This window comes from Paenibacillus sp. TAF43_2, assembly GCF_052113545.1.
In the GTDB taxonomy this organism is placed as follows: domain Bacteria; phylum Bacillota; class Bacilli; order Paenibacillales; family Paenibacillaceae; genus Pristimantibacillus.
Map to the genome: position 1 here is coordinate 1 of NZ_JBFRDK010000062.1, position 19,197 is coordinate 19,197.

General features: G+C 45.7%; 16 protein-coding genes. 5 read left to right on the forward strand and 11 right to left on the reverse strand.

Annotation, left to right across the window (positions count from 1 at the left end):
* The first annotated feature begins 10 nt into the window (after nucleotides 1-10).
* Complete coding sequence (locus AB4Z17_RS15315; protein WP_441880815.1) at nucleotides 11-103, forward strand: IS3 family transposase; 93 nt, start codon at nucleotides 11-13, stop codon at nucleotides 101-103.
* 74 nt (nucleotides 104-177) lie between these two features.
* On the opposite strand, the gene AB4Z17_RS15320 is transcribed toward AB4Z17_RS15315, so the two are convergent.
* The 3 genes from AB4Z17_RS15320 to AB4Z17_RS15330 form a co-directional block, all read right to left on the reverse strand.
* A complete protein-coding gene (locus AB4Z17_RS15320; RefSeq protein ID WP_441960633.1) occupies nucleotides 178-1,935 on the reverse strand; it encodes a methyl-accepting chemotaxis protein in 1,758 nt (585 codons plus the stop codon).
* Nucleotides 1,936-2,064: 129 nt separating this feature from the next.
* Nucleotides 2,065-2,871: an aminoglycoside N(3)-acetyltransferase gene (locus AB4Z17_RS15325; protein ID WP_441960635.1), complete on the reverse strand. Its 807-nt coding sequence runs from the start codon at nucleotides 2,869-2,871 to the stop codon at nucleotides 2,065-2,067.
* Between the two features lie 68 nt (nucleotides 2,872-2,939).
* Nucleotides 2,940-3,617 carry a hypothetical protein gene (locus AB4Z17_RS15330; RefSeq protein WP_441960637.1) on the reverse strand — a complete coding sequence of 226 codons (678 nt, stop codon included), beginning with the start codon at nucleotides 3,615-3,617 and terminating at the stop codon, nucleotides 2,940-2,942.
* Nucleotides 3,618-3,802: 185 nt separating this feature from the next.
* Between AB4Z17_RS15330 and AB4Z17_RS15335 the strand changes: the two genes are divergently transcribed.
* From AB4Z17_RS15335 to AB4Z17_RS15350, 4 genes are all read left to right on the forward strand, one after another.
* Nucleotides 3,803-4,759: a carbohydrate ABC transporter permease gene (locus tag AB4Z17_RS15335; protein WP_441913280.1), complete on the forward strand. Its 957-nt coding sequence runs from the start codon at nucleotides 3,803-3,805 to the stop codon at nucleotides 4,757-4,759.
* Nucleotides 4,756-5,586 carry a carbohydrate ABC transporter permease gene (locus AB4Z17_RS15340; protein ID WP_441913278.1) on the forward strand — a complete coding sequence of 277 codons (831 nt, stop codon included), beginning with the start codon at nucleotides 4,756-4,758 and terminating at the stop codon, nucleotides 5,584-5,586. The genes AB4Z17_RS15335 and AB4Z17_RS15340 overlap by 4 nt, the downstream gene beginning before the upstream one ends.
* Nucleotides 5,587-5,668: 82 nt before the next feature.
* Nucleotides 5,669-7,063 carry an ABC transporter substrate-binding protein gene (locus AB4Z17_RS15345; protein ID WP_441960639.1) on the forward strand — a complete coding sequence of 465 codons (1,395 nt, stop codon included), beginning with the start codon at nucleotides 5,669-5,671 and terminating at the stop codon, nucleotides 7,061-7,063.
* A 334-nt stretch (nucleotides 7,064-7,397) separates the two neighbouring features.
* A complete protein-coding gene (locus AB4Z17_RS15350) occupies nucleotides 7,398-8,462 on the forward strand; it encodes a ParB/RepB/Spo0J family partition protein (protein ID WP_441960640.1) in 1,065 nt (354 codons plus the stop codon).
* Between the two features lie 95 nt (nucleotides 8,463-8,557).
* On the opposite strand, the gene AB4Z17_RS15355 is transcribed toward AB4Z17_RS15350, so the two are convergent.
* The 8 genes from AB4Z17_RS15355 to AB4Z17_RS15390 all read right to left on the reverse strand — a co-directional run bounded on the left by AB4Z17_RS15355 (nucleotide 8,558) and on the right by AB4Z17_RS15390 (nucleotide 19,192).
* Nucleotides 8,558-9,178, reverse strand: a complete 621-nt coding sequence (locus AB4Z17_RS15355; protein WP_441913272.1) for an FMN-binding negative transcriptional regulator — start codon at nucleotides 9,176-9,178, stop codon at nucleotides 8,558-8,560.
* 147 nt (nucleotides 9,179-9,325) lie between these two features.
* Entirely contained in the window at nucleotides 9,326-11,479 is a 2,154-nt protein-coding gene (locus tag AB4Z17_RS15360) for an MMPL family transporter (RefSeq protein ID WP_441960642.1), read from the reverse strand.
* 54 nt (nucleotides 11,480-11,533) lie between these two features.
* Nucleotides 11,534-12,679 (reverse strand): NAD(P)/FAD-dependent oxidoreductase, encoded by a 1,146-nt coding sequence (locus AB4Z17_RS15365; protein ID WP_441960644.1) that lies wholly within the window; start codon nucleotides 12,677-12,679, stop codon nucleotides 11,534-11,536.
* Nucleotide 12,680: 1 nt separating this feature from the next.
* Nucleotides 12,681-13,415 carry a methyltransferase domain-containing protein gene (locus AB4Z17_RS15370; RefSeq protein ID WP_441960646.1) on the reverse strand — a complete coding sequence of 245 codons (735 nt, stop codon included), beginning with the start codon at nucleotides 13,413-13,415 and terminating at the stop codon, nucleotides 12,681-12,683.
* Nucleotides 13,408-14,562, reverse strand: coding sequence for a type III polyketide synthase (locus tag AB4Z17_RS15375; protein ID WP_441913265.1), 1,155 nt, complete (start codon nucleotides 14,560-14,562; stop codon nucleotides 13,408-13,410). Before AB4Z17_RS15375 ends, AB4Z17_RS15370 begins: the two co-directional genes overlap by 8 nt.
* A 315-nt stretch (nucleotides 14,563-14,877) precedes the next feature.
* A complete protein-coding gene (locus AB4Z17_RS15380) occupies nucleotides 14,878-17,112 on the reverse strand; it encodes a 5'-nucleotidase C-terminal domain-containing protein (RefSeq protein ID WP_441960672.1) in 2,235 nt (744 codons plus the stop codon).
* Nucleotides 17,113-17,347: 235 nt separating this feature from the next.
* Nucleotides 17,348-18,208 carry a metallophosphoesterase gene (locus tag AB4Z17_RS15385; RefSeq protein ID WP_441960648.1) on the reverse strand — a complete coding sequence of 287 codons (861 nt, stop codon included), beginning with the start codon at nucleotides 18,206-18,208 and terminating at the stop codon, nucleotides 17,348-17,350.
* 21 nt (nucleotides 18,209-18,229) lie between these two features.
* Nucleotides 18,230-19,192 carry an alpha/beta fold hydrolase gene (locus AB4Z17_RS15390; protein WP_441960650.1) on the reverse strand — a complete coding sequence of 321 codons (963 nt, stop codon included), beginning with the start codon at nucleotides 19,190-19,192 and terminating at the stop codon, nucleotides 18,230-18,232.
* Nucleotides 19,193-19,197: the final 5 nt, after the last annotated feature.

The window sequence follows — 19,197 nt, forward strand, 5'->3', positions numbered from 1 at the left end:
TGAACGGGACATTGAAGCCTACATCCACTTTTACAATAACGAACGATTACAGGCAAAACTAAACGGCCTCAGTCCAATGGAGTTTAGGACTAAGGCCGTTTAACAGGTTTTATTATTTGTATTGTCTACTTGACGGGGTGCAGTTCACTGTGCAGGGCAGCCTATTACTTGCTTAAATCAAACATTTACCTGAGCAATAGCTTGTCTCATATCCTTCGTATTAGAGCTTAACACCACAGACACATCATGTACTTGCTTCATCATTTCCAGCTGCTGTGCAGTCAGCATTTGAATTTGCTCCGTTTGATCCGATACATCTCTTGCGATATGCGCAATACTGCTCACTGTAGCGGCTACCTCCTCAGAACCAGCTGTTAACTGCTCCGTCGTTACCGATACCTCCATAATTTGCTCGCTCACAAGTCGGAACGATTCAACCGCATGCAAGAACGATTCTGCTGCTTCACCTGATAAAGAAACTCCGTCTTCAATATCTCTTGAGGCTTTCTCCATCTCTTCGCTTATTTTCCCTGATTCTATTTCAATATTGCCAAGCAGCAATGAAATTTGCTGTACGGAGGAAGCAGAAGCTTCCGCTAGTTTGCTTACTTCTTTCGCTACAACCATAAAGCCTGTTCCATGCTCACCAGCCCTCGCTGCTTCAATCGATGCATTTAGTGCTAGGAGCTTGGTCTGGGAAGCAAAATCGCGAACGGAGCCAATGACATGACCGATTTCACCTGTATAGCTCTGCAATTGCCTTGCAATATGCAGTGTCTGACCGGCAGAAGCCGAAATATTTTTAATTTGTGTGTTCAGTTGTATCATCGCTTGCTCGCCCGATTGTGCGATTTCCAATGACTGTACCGCTGCGCTCGAAACGGTGGATGAAGATTCCGCAATCTTAACGATTCCCTGCGCAATTTCCTCCATCGCAAGTGCGCTGTCATCTGCACTTTTTTTCTGGGCATGCGCACCCTCGAAAATATGCTGAACTGAACCATTCATCGCCTCGCCCATTTGCAGCATATGATCAGCACTGCTTGCAAAGGATTGTGTTGATGAAACGAGCTGCTCAGACGTCTTTTCTACATTGACAACTACTCCTCGAACTCGCTCATTCAAATGCTCGGACATCGTAAGCATCGCCTTGTATACCGTACCTATTTCATCAACAGATTTGACTGGTTTTGCTCGCAAAATCGCATTCGCCTCCACCAGATCACCTAAAGCCATTTTCTCAGCGCTGGCAGTTACCGTCTCCAGAGGCTGAAGCGATCGGCGGACAAACCAGATGATCGCCCCGATTAAAACAAGCGTGATGACTAGCATCATGATATAGAGTGGGATGCTTTCCTTTATGACACTCTTAGCCAGCTGTTGAAATACAGCTGCATCCGTATCAATGCCAATTGCTCCAACCACTGCGCCACTGTCATTTTTCAAAGGTACATAGGCAGACAAGTAAGAACCATATACCGGGTTTTCAATTAGTGGAGAGCTTGCGTTTCTTCCAGCAAAAATATGTTCAACCGCCGAAGCCGGCATATCTGTTACTTCATTAATAGGGGAAGCTGAGCTATCATCTTTAGGCAAACCGTCGATCATAATTCTCGGTTCACGATTTTCATCAAAACGAACAAAATAGACGTACCTTGCGCCAATTTGCGAACGGAAATAGCTGAGCTCTTGGCGAATAGACCAGTATAGCTCTGTTTCCTCAGGCTGTTTGAGGAATTCCGTAAATTTTCCCGACTCAAGCGTGGCCGCATAGCTCTCTGCAATTCGAATATTGTAGCTGTTAATCGCCTCTTCAACTGCAGAATTGGTTTGCACTACTTGTGTTCCTATGTAGCCTCCCGCGATCAATATCATAACTACGGTCATAGCGCATAAAACACGGACAATCAGATGCTTTTTCAATAGCGTTATCATTCGTTCGCTTCCCCTCTGTTCGCTCACTAGCAAGTTATTGCTCTTGAAAGCTTTGCCTGATGAATATGGTTATATTTCTCATCATACCACCGTATTTCGACATTGGGGAAAAATATTACAAAAGGGAAACTAGCGGCCTCTACTCGCTTCCATCCATTTTACTCCGTAATCAACTAAAGCTTTAACTGGCATGAGCAGCGAGTCCGCATTGCCGACCTTTCCTCTGCGAACATAATCCGTTTCTTTCTCAAAACACTCGCCTAAATGATTAAAATCATCCGTATCAAAATCAACGTCGCACAGCGCAACCCATTTTTTCTCTCCGTCTACAAGCATCGGTGCTTTATTAATCGTTTCTGATTTATTTGCATACTCAGCTCGATACTCCGCTAGATGAAGAGTAGTGTTTTTATTATGACCAACGCCCAGCAGCAGCACCCAGCCTTCCAAATCATAAAGCCTCGCTAACGGAGACTGTTCACTCAGACTGTATTCCAAGCTATGATTTGCAGTTATCCTATCCTTCTGGGAGCCCCACGCTGCAAAAGAAACCTGTGGATGATTGCTTCGAACGACGCCATTTTGTTTTCTAAAACATTCATTTATGACCCCCATGTCTAAGCAAGGAGTCAGGTCTGCTTCAAAAGCAGGCATTGTATCTCTGATTGGCTGCCACCATGATTCCTTCACTGGCGGGTATCTCCAAATTTCAGGATCAGACAAATCAGGCGTATGCGTTGGCATGACAAGTGTACCTTCGCTTGTCAGACATGACTCTATCGCCAAAATCACCGCAGTCGGCCCGCCGGATACAAAACCGCCAAGTGCCTTCATCGAGGCATGCATCATAACCGTCATTTCAGGTTGTACGCCGAGCTTAATCAAATCCGATTTCAACGTTTCCGATGTTAATAAATCCCCTTGTATTTCTTCCATTTTGAGCCCCACCTTAATATGCTTTATCTTTTATCTCATTAAATAAAATCTCTGGCTGCTGCGCAACTCTATTTAGCTTTCAAAAAAGTTACTGCATCCTCCAGACGATCTGTTTTTAGCGCTAGCTTCTCAGTATTGAATACTAAAATGACTGGAAATTGCTCGATATTAAACATCTTCTTTATATCTAGCACGTCATTTGGATTGTACGCCATCATGCTGTAGCCACCATTAAGCATGATGCTTGCTTCTTTCTCGATGTCATTAATATCAAAAGGCTCTCCCTTACCATCCTCGTATATAACTGTCGTTCGGTAGCTGCCTTTTTTGCTTGCCAACAAGCCTGCTCTCTTAAAAAGCTGCTCATTGGACATCGATAAAACAATGAGCTCATCCGGTGTATCCGTAATCTTCTCCGTACGCGAGGGATTGATCTGAACCATCTGTCCTTGCTTCAAGTCCTCCCACTTCAGCTTATCGCCTGCTTCATTGTTTATTCTGGTGCTTGGAAGCACGTGGGCTTCATATACTACGCCCCAATCTTCTATAGCTGGACCCGGCTCATCGCGCTTCGTCCACTCGGAAATATCGAATTCGATTTTTTTCTCCTGATCGTTCAAACCGTTAATAAAACCAATCATTTGGTCATTACGGTAATGACCATACGGCTTACTGCTGCAGCCAGCCAGAAGCATCCCTACTGTCAAAAATAAGATGAGGCCTGCACTCTTCCATCGTTTCATCATTAACCCCCCTTTCAACTAATAACGAGCATCACGATTTAAATGTTCCGATATTTCACAATTCACTAACAGTGCATGCCTATCCTTTAATGCTAGCGATCTACAATTTATTATTAATTTCAAAACATTCCTCGAACATTCGAAATCTACACTAAATGAAGAACATGGATGTGAAAGGATGGTAGGGAATGAACATGCAAGAAGGCAAGCTTACTCTAGCCGCTAAGCGTACACATAGCTCTCGCGCTGCTAGTCGACTACTGGCTAAAACGAATCGATTGAGGGAGAACGCACTTGGTTATTTGTTTTTGGCTCCTTCACTTTTGCTATTTACAGTATTTTTATTTTATCCATTGCTGAAATCAGTCTATTTAAGCTTCCAATTAACAGATCCCAGAGGAAGAGTCGCTGAGTATGTCGGGTTCGATAACTATACACAGCTGTTTTCATCGGAAATGTTCTGGAATAGCCTGACGGTTACAGGCCTATTCACACTATACACCGTTCCTGTCGGCATTGTACTTGGCATCGTTACAGCCGCGCTCACGCATATCAAGCTGCCAGCCATGCGTATTTTTCAATTCATGTTCGTAATGCCGCTCGCGCTGTCCGTAAGTACTGCAGCCGTCATTTGGATGATCCTCTTTCACCCCAGCCTCGGAATGCTGAATTATATCCTATCAACGCTTGGCATTGCCCCCATCCAATGGCTTACCAATCCCTCTACAGCTTTATTATCGATATCCATGATGACCATCTGGATGCAATCGGGCTTCAACTACATTATCGTGCTGAGCGGTCTCCAGAGTATTCCGGATGACATGATCGAAAGCGCAAAGATTGACGGCGCAGGCCCATTCCGTGCATTTTTGCAAATCGTACTCCCGCTGCTGTCGCCTACTCTATTTTTTCTAGCTGTTATCTCGATCATCGGTTCCTTTCAATCCTTTGGACAAATCCATCTTCTAACCAAAGGCGGACCTGCCGGATCAACAGAGGTATTCGTATATTCCATCTATAAAGAAGCGTTCATTAACTACCAATTCGGGACAGGAAGCGCCTTGTCGTTAGTCCTATTCGCTATCATTCTTATTTTGACGATTATCCAGTTTGTGTTTGTAGAAAAGAAGGTGTATTACCAATGATCGGATTAATGCCATTTTTACGCCGCTCAAGTGTGTACTTGCTGCTCTCATTGCTTTCCATCGCCATGCTGTTTCCTTTGATTTACACATTTCTACAGGCATTGATGACACCTGAGCAGTCTCTTCAATTTCCGCCTGACTTGTTTCCTGATAGCGTGTATTTGGGCAGCATCTCTGCCGTATTTGAGCTTATTCCCGTTGGTGCTTTCATAGCGAACAGCTTTCTTATCGCGACCATTATTATGGTTGGTCAAGTTTTTATCGCGAGCATGGCTGCTTACGCCTTTGTATATATCCGTTTTCCAGGCAAAAAATATTGGTTTTCCTTGTTCCTCTCCACCATGATGATTCCGTGGGAAGTCACCATTATCCCCAATTATTTGACGGTAAAATCATGGGGATGGCTGGATTCCTATCAAGGCTTGACGATTCCTTTTCTCGCGTCTGCATTTGGCGTGTTTCTTCTGCGGCAATATTTTTTGCAGCTGCCTCGCGAGCTTTTTGAAGCAGCAAAAATAGATGGCAGCGGGCATATCCGCCACTTCTTAGTTATCGTACTGCCACTTTCACGTCCAGCCATAGCTTCATTATCTGTCTATGTGTTTCTGAATTCGTGGAATATGTACCTTTGGCCCCTGCTCATAACGAACAGCGATAAGATGCGAACGGTACAGATCGGCATTAGCATGCTGCAGTTCGAAGAAATGACAAGCTGGAACATCGTTTTAGCCGGCGTAGCTATTGTGCTGCTGCCTTCCTTATTACTGCTCATTGTTGGATTAAAGCAGCTCGTACGAGGGATTACTGCTGGTGCTGTAAAAGGATAATGAATGAGGTGGCTCCGTCTTCATAGACGTTTCCATAAATGTACTGTAAACAAAAAAAGTAGTAGAGAGGGAGAGAAAAAGAATGAAAGCAAGGTTTAGGTCTGGTTTGACGATTATGATGGCGGTAATGTTGTTTGTAGTCACAGCCTGCGGAGGCAACAACTCTGGGAACAAAGGCAATGCAGAGTCGCCTTCTGCTACGAACTCAACTGAAGCTTCAGCAGCTCCTACCGAAACGGCAAAAGAACCTGTTAAAGTTGTTTGGTGGCACTCCATGGGCGGAGAACTTGGCAAAGCAGTAACCCAGCTCGTTACAGACTACAACGCTTCTCAAAAAGATGTAGTCGTTGAAGAAGTGTTTCAAGGAACCTATGACGAGAGTTTAAATAAAATGAAAGCATCGATGGATTCCAAATCTGGGCCATCACTCATTCAAGTATACGAAATCKGTTCAAGATTCATGATCGACTCTAAAGCAACTACACCTGTTCAAACTTTTGTAGATGCTGAAAATTATGACCTTTCCCAGCTAGAAGAAAATATTACAAATTACTATACATTTGACGGCAAGCTTCACTCCATGCCTTTTAACACATCAAACCCAATTTTGTATTACAACAAAGATTTGTTCAAGGCTGCTGGACTTGATCCAGAAAAAGCACCAGCAACTTTCGAAGCGGTGAAGGAAGCTGCTGCTAAGCTTACGCAAAATGGTCAAACAGGTGCTTCATTCGCTATTTATGGCTGGTTCATGGAGCAATTGTTTGCAAACCAAGGCGTAGAATATTTGAATAATGGCAACGGACGTGCAGCTTCCGCTACAGAATCACAATTGAATAACGAGACTGGTGTTAAAACATTGTCATGGTGGAAGGATCTTGTTGACAGCAAATCAGCACTTAACCTGGGACGTAAAACAGATGATACGAAAAAAGCATTCGCAGCTGGCCAAATCGCTATGACCTTAGATTCTACTGCTTCGCTTCGCGGAATTGTAGATTCAGTGGCTGGTAAATTTGAAGTAGGTACTGGCTTCCTGCCTAAACCTGCCGATGCGAAAGATGGCGGTGTTGTCGTTGGCGGAGCAAGCTTGTGGATTCTGAACAACAAGCCTGAAGCTGAACAAAAGGCAGCATGGGATTTCATCAAATTTTTAGCTAAGCCGGAAACACAAGCTTATTGGCACATTAACACTGGTTACTTCCCAATTACAAAAAAAGCTTATGACGAAAAAATCGTTGCCGATAATCTAGCAAAATATCCACAGTTCCAAACAGCAGTTGATCAACTGCACGCTTCTATCCCTTCCCCTGCTTCGCAAGGCGCAGTGATGGGCGTATTCCCTGAAGCGCGTCAGCTTGTTGAAACTGCAATTGAAGAAGCATTAACTGGCGTAAAAGAACCGCAAAAAGCGCTTGATGATGCCGCTAAAGCGATCACTGAAAAAATTGCAAACTATAATAAAACAGTTAAATAATTTGTGAACCTAAGCCAAGCCTCGTTCACGGGGTTTGGCTTTTTTTGTCCATTCTCCCCCTCCATATCGGTACCCTCTGCCAAGCTAGTGTCGCTATTTCGTGCCATCTGCTATAATTAATCAGAACACTTGTTTGTCCAAATTGATGAGTCTTCTCTCGGAAGAACCAGCATCATTTCATTGAAAATTTTATATAACAACCATTCCTAACAAAAGATCCGATATAATAGAGGAAGCCATTATCATAATCGGACGCTCAATACTTTACATAACAGACGAACTAATAACAAATGACGCCATGCATTCTAGTAAACAAAAAGTTAAGGAGAGACCTATGGATATCATTGAAATTGTTACTGATTTAATTGATGAGGATACCGATCAGCCGAGGTACCAGTTTGACGAAGAAGCGCTGCAAGAATTAATGAAAAGCATTGAAGAAATCGGTCTGCTCTCGCCAATTAAAGTGAGAACGACAGGCAACGGACGTTATAAAATCATTTATGGGAACCGCCGCTATAAAGCGAGCAAAATGCTAGGACGGCCAACAATTCCTTGTATCGTCTCAACCGTAACGGACGAGATGGAAATATATTTGGAGCAAATAGCGGAAAATTTGACGCGCGAAGGCTTCTCTCCGATCGAAGAGGCAGAGGCATTTAATAAGCTGTTGAACGATTCGAAGTTTAAGAGCTCCACCAAATTTTTGTCCGGCAAGCTGGGTAAGCCTGAATCGTATATCAAAAACAAATGCGAGCTGCTGAAGTTTGGCAATGCCGTAAAGAAGCTGATCGTTGGCGGCACTGAGATTAGGAAGGATAAGCTGACCGAGGATCAATTGCTCCCTCTTAAGGATTTGCCGATCGAGCACCGCGATCCACTAGCGCTGATTGCAGCGAGAGATGAACTGCCAGTAAGCGACGTAAAAAAAATCGCCAAGCTGTTCAAAGATAAAACGATCTCTGACAGCACGAAGGACAAGCTGCTATTTAAATCAGGCGCTGGACTCATCGAAACCTGGTCAACTCATGAGCAGAACAAAGCGGAGCGCGCCAAGCCTGYACCTGTTGCCGAACCCAAAGCAGCTGTTTCAAAAGTAGAGAAGCAAATCAAACAAGATCAAGCTGATTCTGAACCAGCTCCAAAGACTAGCCAACTACCAGCTWCGTCYTCGTCCATTGAGCTTGCTCTTCATGAGCTGACTGCAGCCCTTCCTTCTCACCTGACTTTGTCTTCGGATATCCTTCAATCCATTGAAGCGATTCGAGCGAGCGGACAAGTTGATTTCATTCAAGGAGTCAGCGCGCTGATCGGCCAATTAGAAAAACATTTGGCAGAATGGAAAGCCGTCCGCGAGCTTGCAAGCGCCAAGCTGCAGGCAGTTGCCACAGCGGATTAAACAACCTACGCATCCTATGTACATCAAAGATCCAGACAAACACTACAAGCGTGTTCGTCTGGTTTTTTCATTGTCTTTTTTATTTATTACATACGCTACAAAGATGATCTCTTCACATTGTCCTTCATCAACTTTGCAATCTGCCTCGATTGAACATTCTTCTGTAATTCCAGCGCATCGATGACTCGTTCTTGTCTTTCTTTGGAATGATTTTGGCTCAGCTTCCATTTGCCTTCTATTTTTGAAATATGAATTTTAAATCCAACAATGCCTTTGGACAAATTGTTAATGTACGTTGGGTCAGCTTGGCTCATGCTCCACGGATTTGGCATGCTTGATTCATAATGGCTAACCGATTGATCTACGATTTTGAGCAGCTCCGCACGATCCTCAATGAGCTCAACATGACCATACACATGAACAGCGGTATAATTCCACGTTGGCACGGAATTTGGCGTTTCGTACCAAGAGGATGAAATATATGAATGAGCACCGGAGAAAACAACGAGCACTTCCCCTTTTAAGCTTGCCCAATGCGGATTTGCTTTTGCCATATGACCATACAAATAACCTTCGCTTTCATCTAAAAGCAAGGGGAGATGCGTTGCACAGGGCTTACCTTCATGTTGTGAAAATAAAACAGCAAAGCTATTCTGCTCCATCAGAGCGTATAATGTCTCTTTATCCGTCACTTCAAACGATTGAGGTATATACATGAAATATCTCCTCTGCATTATGATTATTCAAACTATAGCACAAATCCATTTCCGCTATAAGAAATAAAAATAAGGCGCAATTATGTTTGTCCACAAATAGGCAAATGAAAAACGACTGCCTAAGCAGCCGCAATATACATACGATTTCTATTGCTTCAACCAGCTCGGAGCCCACCAGTTCCATTTTCCAAGCATGAGCATTAAGGAAGGCGCCAGCACCATTCTAACGATTGTTGCATCAATAAATATGGCTGTCGCGATGCCGATGCCTAGCTGCTTTACGCCAACTACTTCGCCAAATGCAAAAGGTGCGGTGACGGCGATCATGATAGCTGCAGCCGCGGTTATCACATGACTGACAGAGGAAAGCCCCTTTCGTACGGCCTGCTTATTGCTGCGCGTATGATGAAATTCCTCGCTTATGCGCGAGATGAGAAAAACGCCGTAATCCATACTAATTCCAAATACTAATCCAAAAATAAAAACCGGAATCATAATGGCAATGCTGCTCGGCTCAATCCCCAATCGGCCATCCATGAAGATCCATGTCAGAATACCAAAGGATGCTCCTATGCTCAGAAGATTGAGGAGTATGGTTTTGAGAGCAATGAGGACGGAACGAAAGGCAACAAGAAGCACAATGAAATTCGTAACAAATAGAAAGAGCAGCACATAAGCTAAGCTTCCAAAAACATGATCGAATACTTCCTGCTCATACTTGGCCTCTCCACCAAGCGAGAAGGATATTTTTGATGATTCCCCTCTTCGTTCCCACTCCCTAAGCCAATTCATCGTCTCGCGAGAGGATGGTTCGCCCGCAATCGTCACTTGCAGCAGCATTTGATTATTTTTCAGAAATGGCTGGAGCGCCGGCTGGAATTTCTTATTTTGCAGTGGCCGCTGCATGATTGTTGTCAAATACTCGGGTGACAAATTAAGCCTAGAGAATACCGAGTCCACCCTCAAGACGCTCGGATCTTGCTCCAAGCGCTTCGTCAGCTCATAGGCATTCATCCAATCCGCTTGCTCCAGAAACAGACTACCCCCGCGAGCAATAACCCATACTTTTGATGTGGAGGGCCGCTCAAAAACAGCCTCTGAGGTCTCAGCGGCCAAACGAGATTCATAGTTACGAGGCAATGAAGCCTCATCTGGAACAGCAGTCTCCATTCTACCAAGGGGAAACAAGCATAGGATAAGCACGCCCCCTGCCAGCATCCCCATCACCATTGGCCGTTTCATTACCAAATGAGCAAGCCCATCCCATACAGATAAACGGCTGGTACCAATCGGGTGCGTTTTTTTCGTTTGCATGGAAGGCAAGCAAATCGCAAGCAGTGCAGGCAGCAGCGTAAACGCGAGCAGCAGCGATACGGCCACTACTGTCATCGCTCCGAGCGCAATGGACGAGAACATGGGCAGCGGAATCCAGATAAAGCTCAGCAAACCCAAGAAGACACAAGCTGCCGATACAAAAACAGCTCTGCCAGCTGTCTTCATCGTTGCAGCAAGCGCCTGGATAGGCTGCTTATGCCCTCCAAGTTCCTCGCGAAATCGACTAACGAGCATAAGTGCAAAGTCGATGCTTAGGGCAAGTCCCACCATCGGAATCACATTCAGAACAAAATTGGACAGCGGCAATTGGGTGCCTATTCCATATACAATTCCCATAGCAATCGTCACTCCCGTTATACCAATAACGATGGGGAGCAGCGAAATAATGATTTTACGGAAAACGAGCCACAAGATGAGAAAAGCAAGCGGTATGCCAATCAGCTCTGCTTTTGCTAAATCCGCATGACTAGCCTCATTTACATCGCCTTGAATAACTGATTTGCCTGTCACTTTTATCGAAATTCCGTTGTGGGCGGGCAAAAGTTGATTTAACTGCTTCAGCGTATCCTCCATCCGATAAGGTGGAGCGTCGAATGAAAGCAGCGCGTACGCGTAGTTCCCTCTCTGCAGCTCCTGCCGCTCAAGCGGAGAAATGATATTAGCCAGACCCTGAGTCCCGCTCACCTGCCGAAGCGTCTGTTCAATAAAAGCACGAAATCGCGACTTCGATAAGTTGTCCGTTTTCTCGAATAGCAGCATGATCGGTGCTTCTGACAGATTAAAATCGGATGCGAGCACCTGCTGCACCTTTGCATAACTTCCCTTTTGCGGATACAAGCCATGGTCTTGTACGACGGAATCCAGCCTAAGCGCATGACTGCCAACTAAGATAAGTGCAATTGACCATAAGAAAATACACACTCGCGGAAAGCGAAAGGATACAAGTGCTAGGCCGTTCATCCCCATGAATATGCACCTCCAAAGTCAGTCACATCCGCACGCTGCTCATTGGCTTCGCCTTTACATCCGGAATGGCTTTAATCTCGTCGCCCGGACGAGCCCCTGTGCAAGTGGAGGCGCTATTCGTGCGGCGTTTGGCAGCCAGCTAGAAACGGTCGGCATATGAAATAACCATTGCAGGAAGCTTCCCCATCGCAGCGGCCCCTCAAATTCACGTTTAATTGCCCTCGTATACGCATGCTGCCAATCAGCCATAGTAAGACTTCCATTTAAATAGCTGTCAGCAAGCGGTGCACATAGAGCAGCGGAGCGAAGTGCAATGGACATTCCATCTCCACAAAGCGGGGGAATCATCGCACCTGCATCGCCGAGAAGCGGAAGCTGATCCCATGCGAGCGGCTTATGGTTCAAATGAACAGGAGCTACTGCCGCCTGCGTTCCTTGAACAGGCTCCCCAAGCGCGAGCTTCCCATGCAGCCTCGGATTTCGCCTTGCAGCGGCGTTCATGATCCCAAGTATCGTCTTTCCTGCATTTGCAAAGCTATCGCGAACGAGCAGAGCCGAAGCATTCACAAACCCGTCTTCTACCGGGCATAATCCTAAGTAACCGCCGCGGAAGAAATACAGCTCAACAACCGGCTCCATAGCTATGCCGCGAAAATGGGATTTCACGCCCATGTACGAGGGCTTCGCCGTCTGATGTTGCTTGTAGCCCGGTAATCCTGCATGCTTATTTGCTCCCCATGCGGCGATGACAGTACGAGCCTCAACCGAACTGAATTTACCGTTTTGTTTTGTTTCAATGGAATAGCCAAAATCAGTAGGCTTTACTCCCGTCACTGTCGTTCCCGTTTGCAGTTTTGCGCCCGCTTGCTGCGCCGCTTGATGGAGCGCGGCATCAAGCGAATATCGACTGAGACCCCATGCCGCACTTGAAAGCGGAATATTGATTTCAGCGCCATTTTCGAAAATTAAACGTATCCGCTCTATCAGGCTTGGTCTCAGCGCTTTAATAGACTCGCTTAAACCAAGCACCTGTAGTGTTCCTTGCGCTTCGGGAGATAGAAACTCTCCACACACCTTATGGCGCGGAAATGATTGACGATCGAGCAGCAGCGTCTCCCAGCCCTTATCGGCAAGCGCTTTAGCTAAGCTGCTCCCAGCTATGCCCGCTCCGAGCACAGCTGCATCCAGTATACGCGTCATTTTACTCAGCTCCGTCAAATGGACTGTTATGTGACTTGCTAATAACGACCGCATATCGGAACAAAGGCCTCCAGCTGTAGCTGATAGAACCATTGCCCAGTTTTTGGCCAAGAAGCTTCCAATCTTTTGCGCGAAAGCCCTTGGCAACCGATAATGGACCGTCATGCAAAATGTATCGATTAGTGGAAATGATCCGAGTCGTAATCCATACCGCAGCCCATGCGATCCAGTGACGGTGGATGTCATTGATAACCACGCCAAGCCGTGATGCCTTGATCATACTTGCAGCTGCATGCGGCAGCTCCTCCTCAGAGAAATGATGCAAAAACTGCGTCCCTGTTACGATATCCGCACTGCCATCCGCCAAATCAAACAAATCTCCTTGCTTAATCCGGACTCTTGGCTCCTTCTGAAAAATCCGCCTAGCCTCCTCGCAAGCCTCTTCCGTTATATCCACTAGCTGAATAGAAAGGTCAATTCCCCGTCCATCAGCCCACTTCAGCAGCTCATGGTTCACATCGCCTGAGCCCGCTCCAACATCAAGAATGGTCAGACTTCTCGGCTTATTCGCTTGCTCCCAAAGTCGTTCGACGCCGTAAATCGTCGGTGCGGCTGCAGCAAAAATACGGTTCAGTTGACGAAGCTGACGCAAAGCCTCGTGCAGCTCAGCCCCGCCAATTGAAAAATCATCCATAAGCTCAGCAGCTGCAGCCCGATGACGCAAGCTTCTAGACATATGCCTCGTCCGCCATTTGCTCTTGATCCCCCGTAAGTACAGCGGGAACATAAGCAATCTTAATCATCTCAGCGGTTAAGCCTGGACCAAATGCGAGTGCAATGCCGCCTACTCGCTCCGAGCCTGTTTCTTGAAGATGCGATCTCATGGCGTTCAGTACAAACAGAATCGTTGCGGAGGAGACATTGCCATAATCGCGCAGCACGCCTAAGCTATGCGAGGTTTGCTCATCTGTAAGCTCGAACTTATTTTGCAAAATATCGATAATTCCTTTGCCGCCTGGGTGGATTGCCCATAGATCCAGCGCATCATCCCCGCATAATTGCTTTACTTCCGCGGGAATAAATTCGCCGATCAGCTTCGGAATATGCGGGGAGAGGTATAGGTCAAAGCCGTGGTTGCCAACCTCCCACACCATTTCCTCTGCGCATTCAGGCAGCAGAACTGAACGTTCTTCGCCTAGCGCAAAAATAGGCCTGTGATTCGGCTTGCCCGCACCAATGACGCAGGCTGAAGCTCCATCCCCGAAAAATGAGGCGGCAAATAACGATTCCTTATCGCCAGATGGCTGAATATGCAGCGTGCATAACTCGACGCAGACAACAAGTACATTAGCGTTACTGTCATTCGATACAATTTGGCGTGACAGGCCAATGGCTTTAAGCCCTGCAGCACAGCCGAGAAAATTAAGCGGGATACGGGTTATCGTGGGGGCTAGTCCTAATTGATGTATGATGGCTGCATCCATTCCGGGCAAAAATTGTCCGGTACAGCTGACCGTAATAAGATGTGTAATCTCAGCCGCATCAACCTCTCCATCTGCCAAAGCTTGTCTCGCTGCATGAAGCCCAAGCGGAACGGATTCCCGCTTATATATCCCCATACGTTCCGCTGTCGAGGGAGCGGTCTCCGGTGAAGCGCTCGGCAAGTAGCGGCATTCGGCTGCTTCCGCGAGCAGATTCGGTTCACAAGTATACCGGCTTTGCACGCCRCATTGCTTAAAAATCCTTCTTCCCCAACGGGCGGAATCCGGCTTATCGCTTAATGCATCGACTAACCTTCGTGCTGTATCCGCTTGATCAACAAGATGAGGCGGAACCGCCGTACCTATCCCTAATATCGCAATACTCGATTGTGAATGCTTCATATCGTAATTTCCCACCCTCTCTAGACAAGCATAATCGGACAAGTTTTCTGCTTTTAACAAGTCTATTCATTGCTTCTCCTCGATATGCAAGCGAGTATTACATCGTTTTCCAATCATTTGTAATAAACTTGAAATATAATTTTCATCTCGTTTTAATGAAAGCCTACTATAATGAAAACAACCCCCTTTTGTAATATATATAATGAAGACCCACAGCACCGAATGCTGTGGGTCTCTTTTTGTCTATTTGGGAAAATAGTATTTACCCAAAAAGTGCCCAGTCTACAAAGACTGGGCACTAAGCAAAATAAAATATTAAATCATATCTACATATTTACCATACACATATGCTATTTTCCCTTTATACGAAACCTTCACCCAGCCGTGCTCCGTTCCTAACACTTCAAGAACAGTGCCTTTTGGTACAGCCGTATAAATCTTAGCCTTCGAAGAAGCTTCAGCACGAACATTCAAGAAGTATGCTGTAACCTTTGCTTGCTTCTTAACGACCGGCTTTACTGTTGGTTTAGGATCAGGTTTAGGATTAGGCTTAACTGGTTCCTTTGGAATGATGACTTCCGGAGTAGTTACCTCTGGGGTAGTCACTGCCGCCTTAATCGCCGCATTCAGTTTATGGTAGAACTMGCCTTTTGTCTTCACGCCGGCAAATAGACTTTGCTCCACCTTTGCTTTGTTAGACAACTCAGCTATTTCATTTTCAGTGACCGCATCCAAAATGTTAATTGAGGCTACATTGGTATATTTGCCATCCTCCGTTTTCGGAATCTCCAATATACCGGTATTAATAAGCTCAACTACATCTGCGCGTTCAGGAGATTTCGTATCTACACCTGTAATTTTCCAATTGCTTTGAATTTTAGGCTCGTATACACCTTTTTTCACGTCTTTTAAGTACGCAATGGCACGATTACGAATGGTTCCGTCCATTTCGCCAAATGTGCTTGCATCCTTCGAAGACCAAAGCTGCTCAAAGCTGCGTCCTTCAAGTGCTCCACCTTTGGCTTTAAGTGCATCCATCCGATAGGCGTTCATACCGAGTTTAATCACATYGTCTGGTTTGATGCTGCTGCCATCCATTTTACGTAAGTTCGTGATTCTACTGCCAGCAGGCTTCGTTAGATCAATTTCATATTTGACGCCGCCAAAAAAATCGTTTGTGCTATATTTGGAAGCGCGTCGTGTCTTATCAAAGCTAACCGTTACATCGCCAGGTCGTGTTGAGTTAAAATAGCCTGCTGCCCATTCCATGTAATCTTTCAAATCTTTACCCGTTACTTGGTAAACGGTAATTTCTCCTAGAGCAAACTGATAGTTATAGGCTATATCTTTTTTCTTAATAGGACCTACATCCAGCCGCGCCTTATCGTTATCAATCTGATGAGCAACGACATCTGCCTTGCTGTAATACAACATGACCTCGTTAAAGAAGTCTGATAACGGTGTTTCCTGAATTTGTACAGTCGGAATATCATTAATTTCATTTTTAGCTACAAGATTCATTCCTTTAAGCTGTGCTACTTCGATATTCGCATCTGCCCTAGCAAAATTATGATACGGCTGCAGCGTGGATTCCAATGCTGGATCCGATACTTCAGTCGTTCCATCGGCCGCTTTAACAGGCAATGCAGCAGCTTTCTTATCTTTAAGAACTACCTTATCACCTTGCTTCGTGAACGTAAGGTCGATACGAGAAACATGCGTTCCGTATTTATCCGGTTCAACAATTAAAACGCCATTCACCGTAYCCTCTTTAATGAGCTTATGCATGTGACCTGCAAAAATAGCAGCCAGCTCCGGGTTCGCATTGGCAATATCAGCTACGCCAGTACCTGGTACACCATTTTCGTTCTCCAGCCCCATATGCATAAGGCCAACCATTACATCTACTTTACCTTCTAATTCTTTGATTGCTTTTTTCGTTTCATCAACAGGGTTTTTGAATACAATGCCGTCTAGATGATCCGTTCCTTTTTCAAATTCAGTCGTCATTGGCGTATCCATTCCAATAACTCCAATTTTTATGCCAGCTTTTTCGATAATGGTATACGCAGGCAAGAATCGATCGCCATTGTCCTTATAGATGTTCCCGCCCAGTCTTTGACCTTTATACTGAGTGGTAATCTTATTGAACACATCGAGCCCGAAGTTGAACTCATGATTGCCCATTACCCATGCATCATAGTTCATTTCATTCATGGCCACCATCATCGGAGACTTCGGTTGATCATTAAATAATTCAGCCGAATTGCCCTGAATCATATCCCCTGCATCCAGTAAAACCGTATTCGGGTTCTCTTCGCGAACTTTTTTGATCATTGTAAATAACTGCGTTAAACTCCCCGTGGGATTGGGACCGTCAAGAGCATAATCCCATGGCATAAACCGTCCGTGAATATCCGAAGTACCTAGGATGGAAATCTGGGTATCCGTGCTAGTCGATTCAGCTGCTTTTACCGAACTCGGAACAAAATTGACAACGCTTCCAAACAATATGAGAGCAGCAATCGCTAAACTCACTTTTTTCTTCATCTTCATTATGACTCTCCTTTGGTGGTTTGGATGACTAGTAGGAACGTTTTCATTCTATAGTATCGCTTGTATTTTGGACATAGCCGAAACGAACTTATTTATTGCAAAAGCGGCAACAGCGAAACCAGTTCGACGAGAAATCGAACTCATTTCGCTGCTGCTTTGCTGGACTGCCATTGGAATCTTTTGCTATTAGAAAGAGAGCTTTTCCACATAGTTTCGTGGATGCTGAGCGTTACGGACGCGTAAGCTCAACCAGTACAACCTCTGGGCGATTAAATATTCTTTGTGGAAAAATGCTATTGCCGAGTCCGCGGCTGACGATCATCGTTGTGCCGCCTTCCACATATTTGCCTCCGTCATACTTTGGCAAGAAGCCTTGCCCCGGGGCCACGAGCCCACCCAAAAAAGGCAAACGCACCTGTCCGCCATGCGCATGGCCGGAGAAGGTCAAATCAATTTTGTGCTGCGTGTAGACCGAAAAAAGCTCCGGGCGATGCGATAAAAGGATAGTGAGCGTGTCGGAGTTGTTTTCCGATTCTGTTGCTTGCATCGCAGCCGCCATATTTTCATTCAGCTTCGCAACGTCTCCATCTGCCTTTAAATTAAAAACCGGATCATCTACGCCAGCCATTCGAATCTCCCCATTACCCAGCTTTATCATTTCGCTTTTGTTGCGCATCACGTGGACGCCCAGCTCTTTCAACGCCTTCTGTAATGCGGTTAACCTCGGGCCATATTCATGGTTTCCGGTCACATAATAGACAGGAGCCAGTTCCGTCATTTTGCGCATCAAGGTAAGGCTAGTTTCTGCATTGTATCTTCTGCTGTCAACCAAGTCGCCTGTCATTACAATGAGGTCCGGCTTCAGCTGTTTTACCTTGCTCGTAATTGTGCTTTGCTCCTTGCCGAAGGACTTGCTGTGAAGATCTGTTAAGTGAACGATACGATAAGAGCTGACTCCTTCAGGAAGCTTCGCCGAGCTGATTTCATATTTTGTTATTCCGATCGCATTATTCTCGTAATAAAGAAAAGCGGCTACTACGAGAATAGCTAATGGTAAAATCCACAATAAACGTTTTTTGGTCATGCGCATTACTGCAAAACTCCTTACATTTTAGCGATAACTAGACAAATCTATTTCATCTAATAAACGATTAATAGCGTGAACTACAGCATCTGGTCTATGAATATGAATAGAGTGCCAGCTATCCTCGACTATAATCTGATTCGTGCGCTTGGTCAAATTTGTAAGCTTCCGCTGCCCCTGCTGCCATTCCTCATTCTGCTTCCCTGCGCTTAATACAATAACAGGCAAATCCTGCTTAAGCGGCTCGGCAGCTTTTAATTGCAGGCTGCTTTCCGTCGTACTAAGCAGCTCAGCATAGACAGCCCTATACGCACTTGCCTTGTAGCCTAATGCGCGTACTGGCGCCAGCCATTCTTCCGGCAAACGCTTAGAGCCGATATGCTGCTTCAGCCATCTCGGTATGCCAAGCGGCGCCAGCATATAGCCTAGTCTATATTGGGAACGGTGGCTAAACAGCTGTTTTTGCCGGCCAGCGGTTGTTTGCTCCGGCAGATAGCGGCTCTCGTGCGTCGCATCAACAAGCACAAGGCCGCATACTTCCTCCGGATAACGCGAGGCGAACAGCCTCATAATCATCCCGCCGTAGGAATGGCCAACTAGCAAATAGGGCGGAGCTGCGCCAAGCGTTCTCAGCAGTGAACGCAAATCATCAACATAAGCGCTGCAAGTAGGCAGATCAAGCACCGCCTCACTCCAGCCAAACCCTGCGCGATCATAAGTAATCACGTTCGCCTTCGTCGAAAGCGCCGGAGCAACGAGTGCCCAATCCAGCGAGCAACCGCCCATCCCCGCTTCTAAAATAATTGTTGGCGAACCATGACCCGTCACGGTAACATGCAGCTTGCGTGAGCCGATGTCGGCATGCCAGCCCGTAGGTTTATGTTTTTTTTGCTCATAGACCGTTATCAAATACTGTACGATTAACAGTGGAAATCCGACAAGTGAGAGGATAAGTCGAATACTACGATCAAAAAGGGATATTTTCATCATACAAA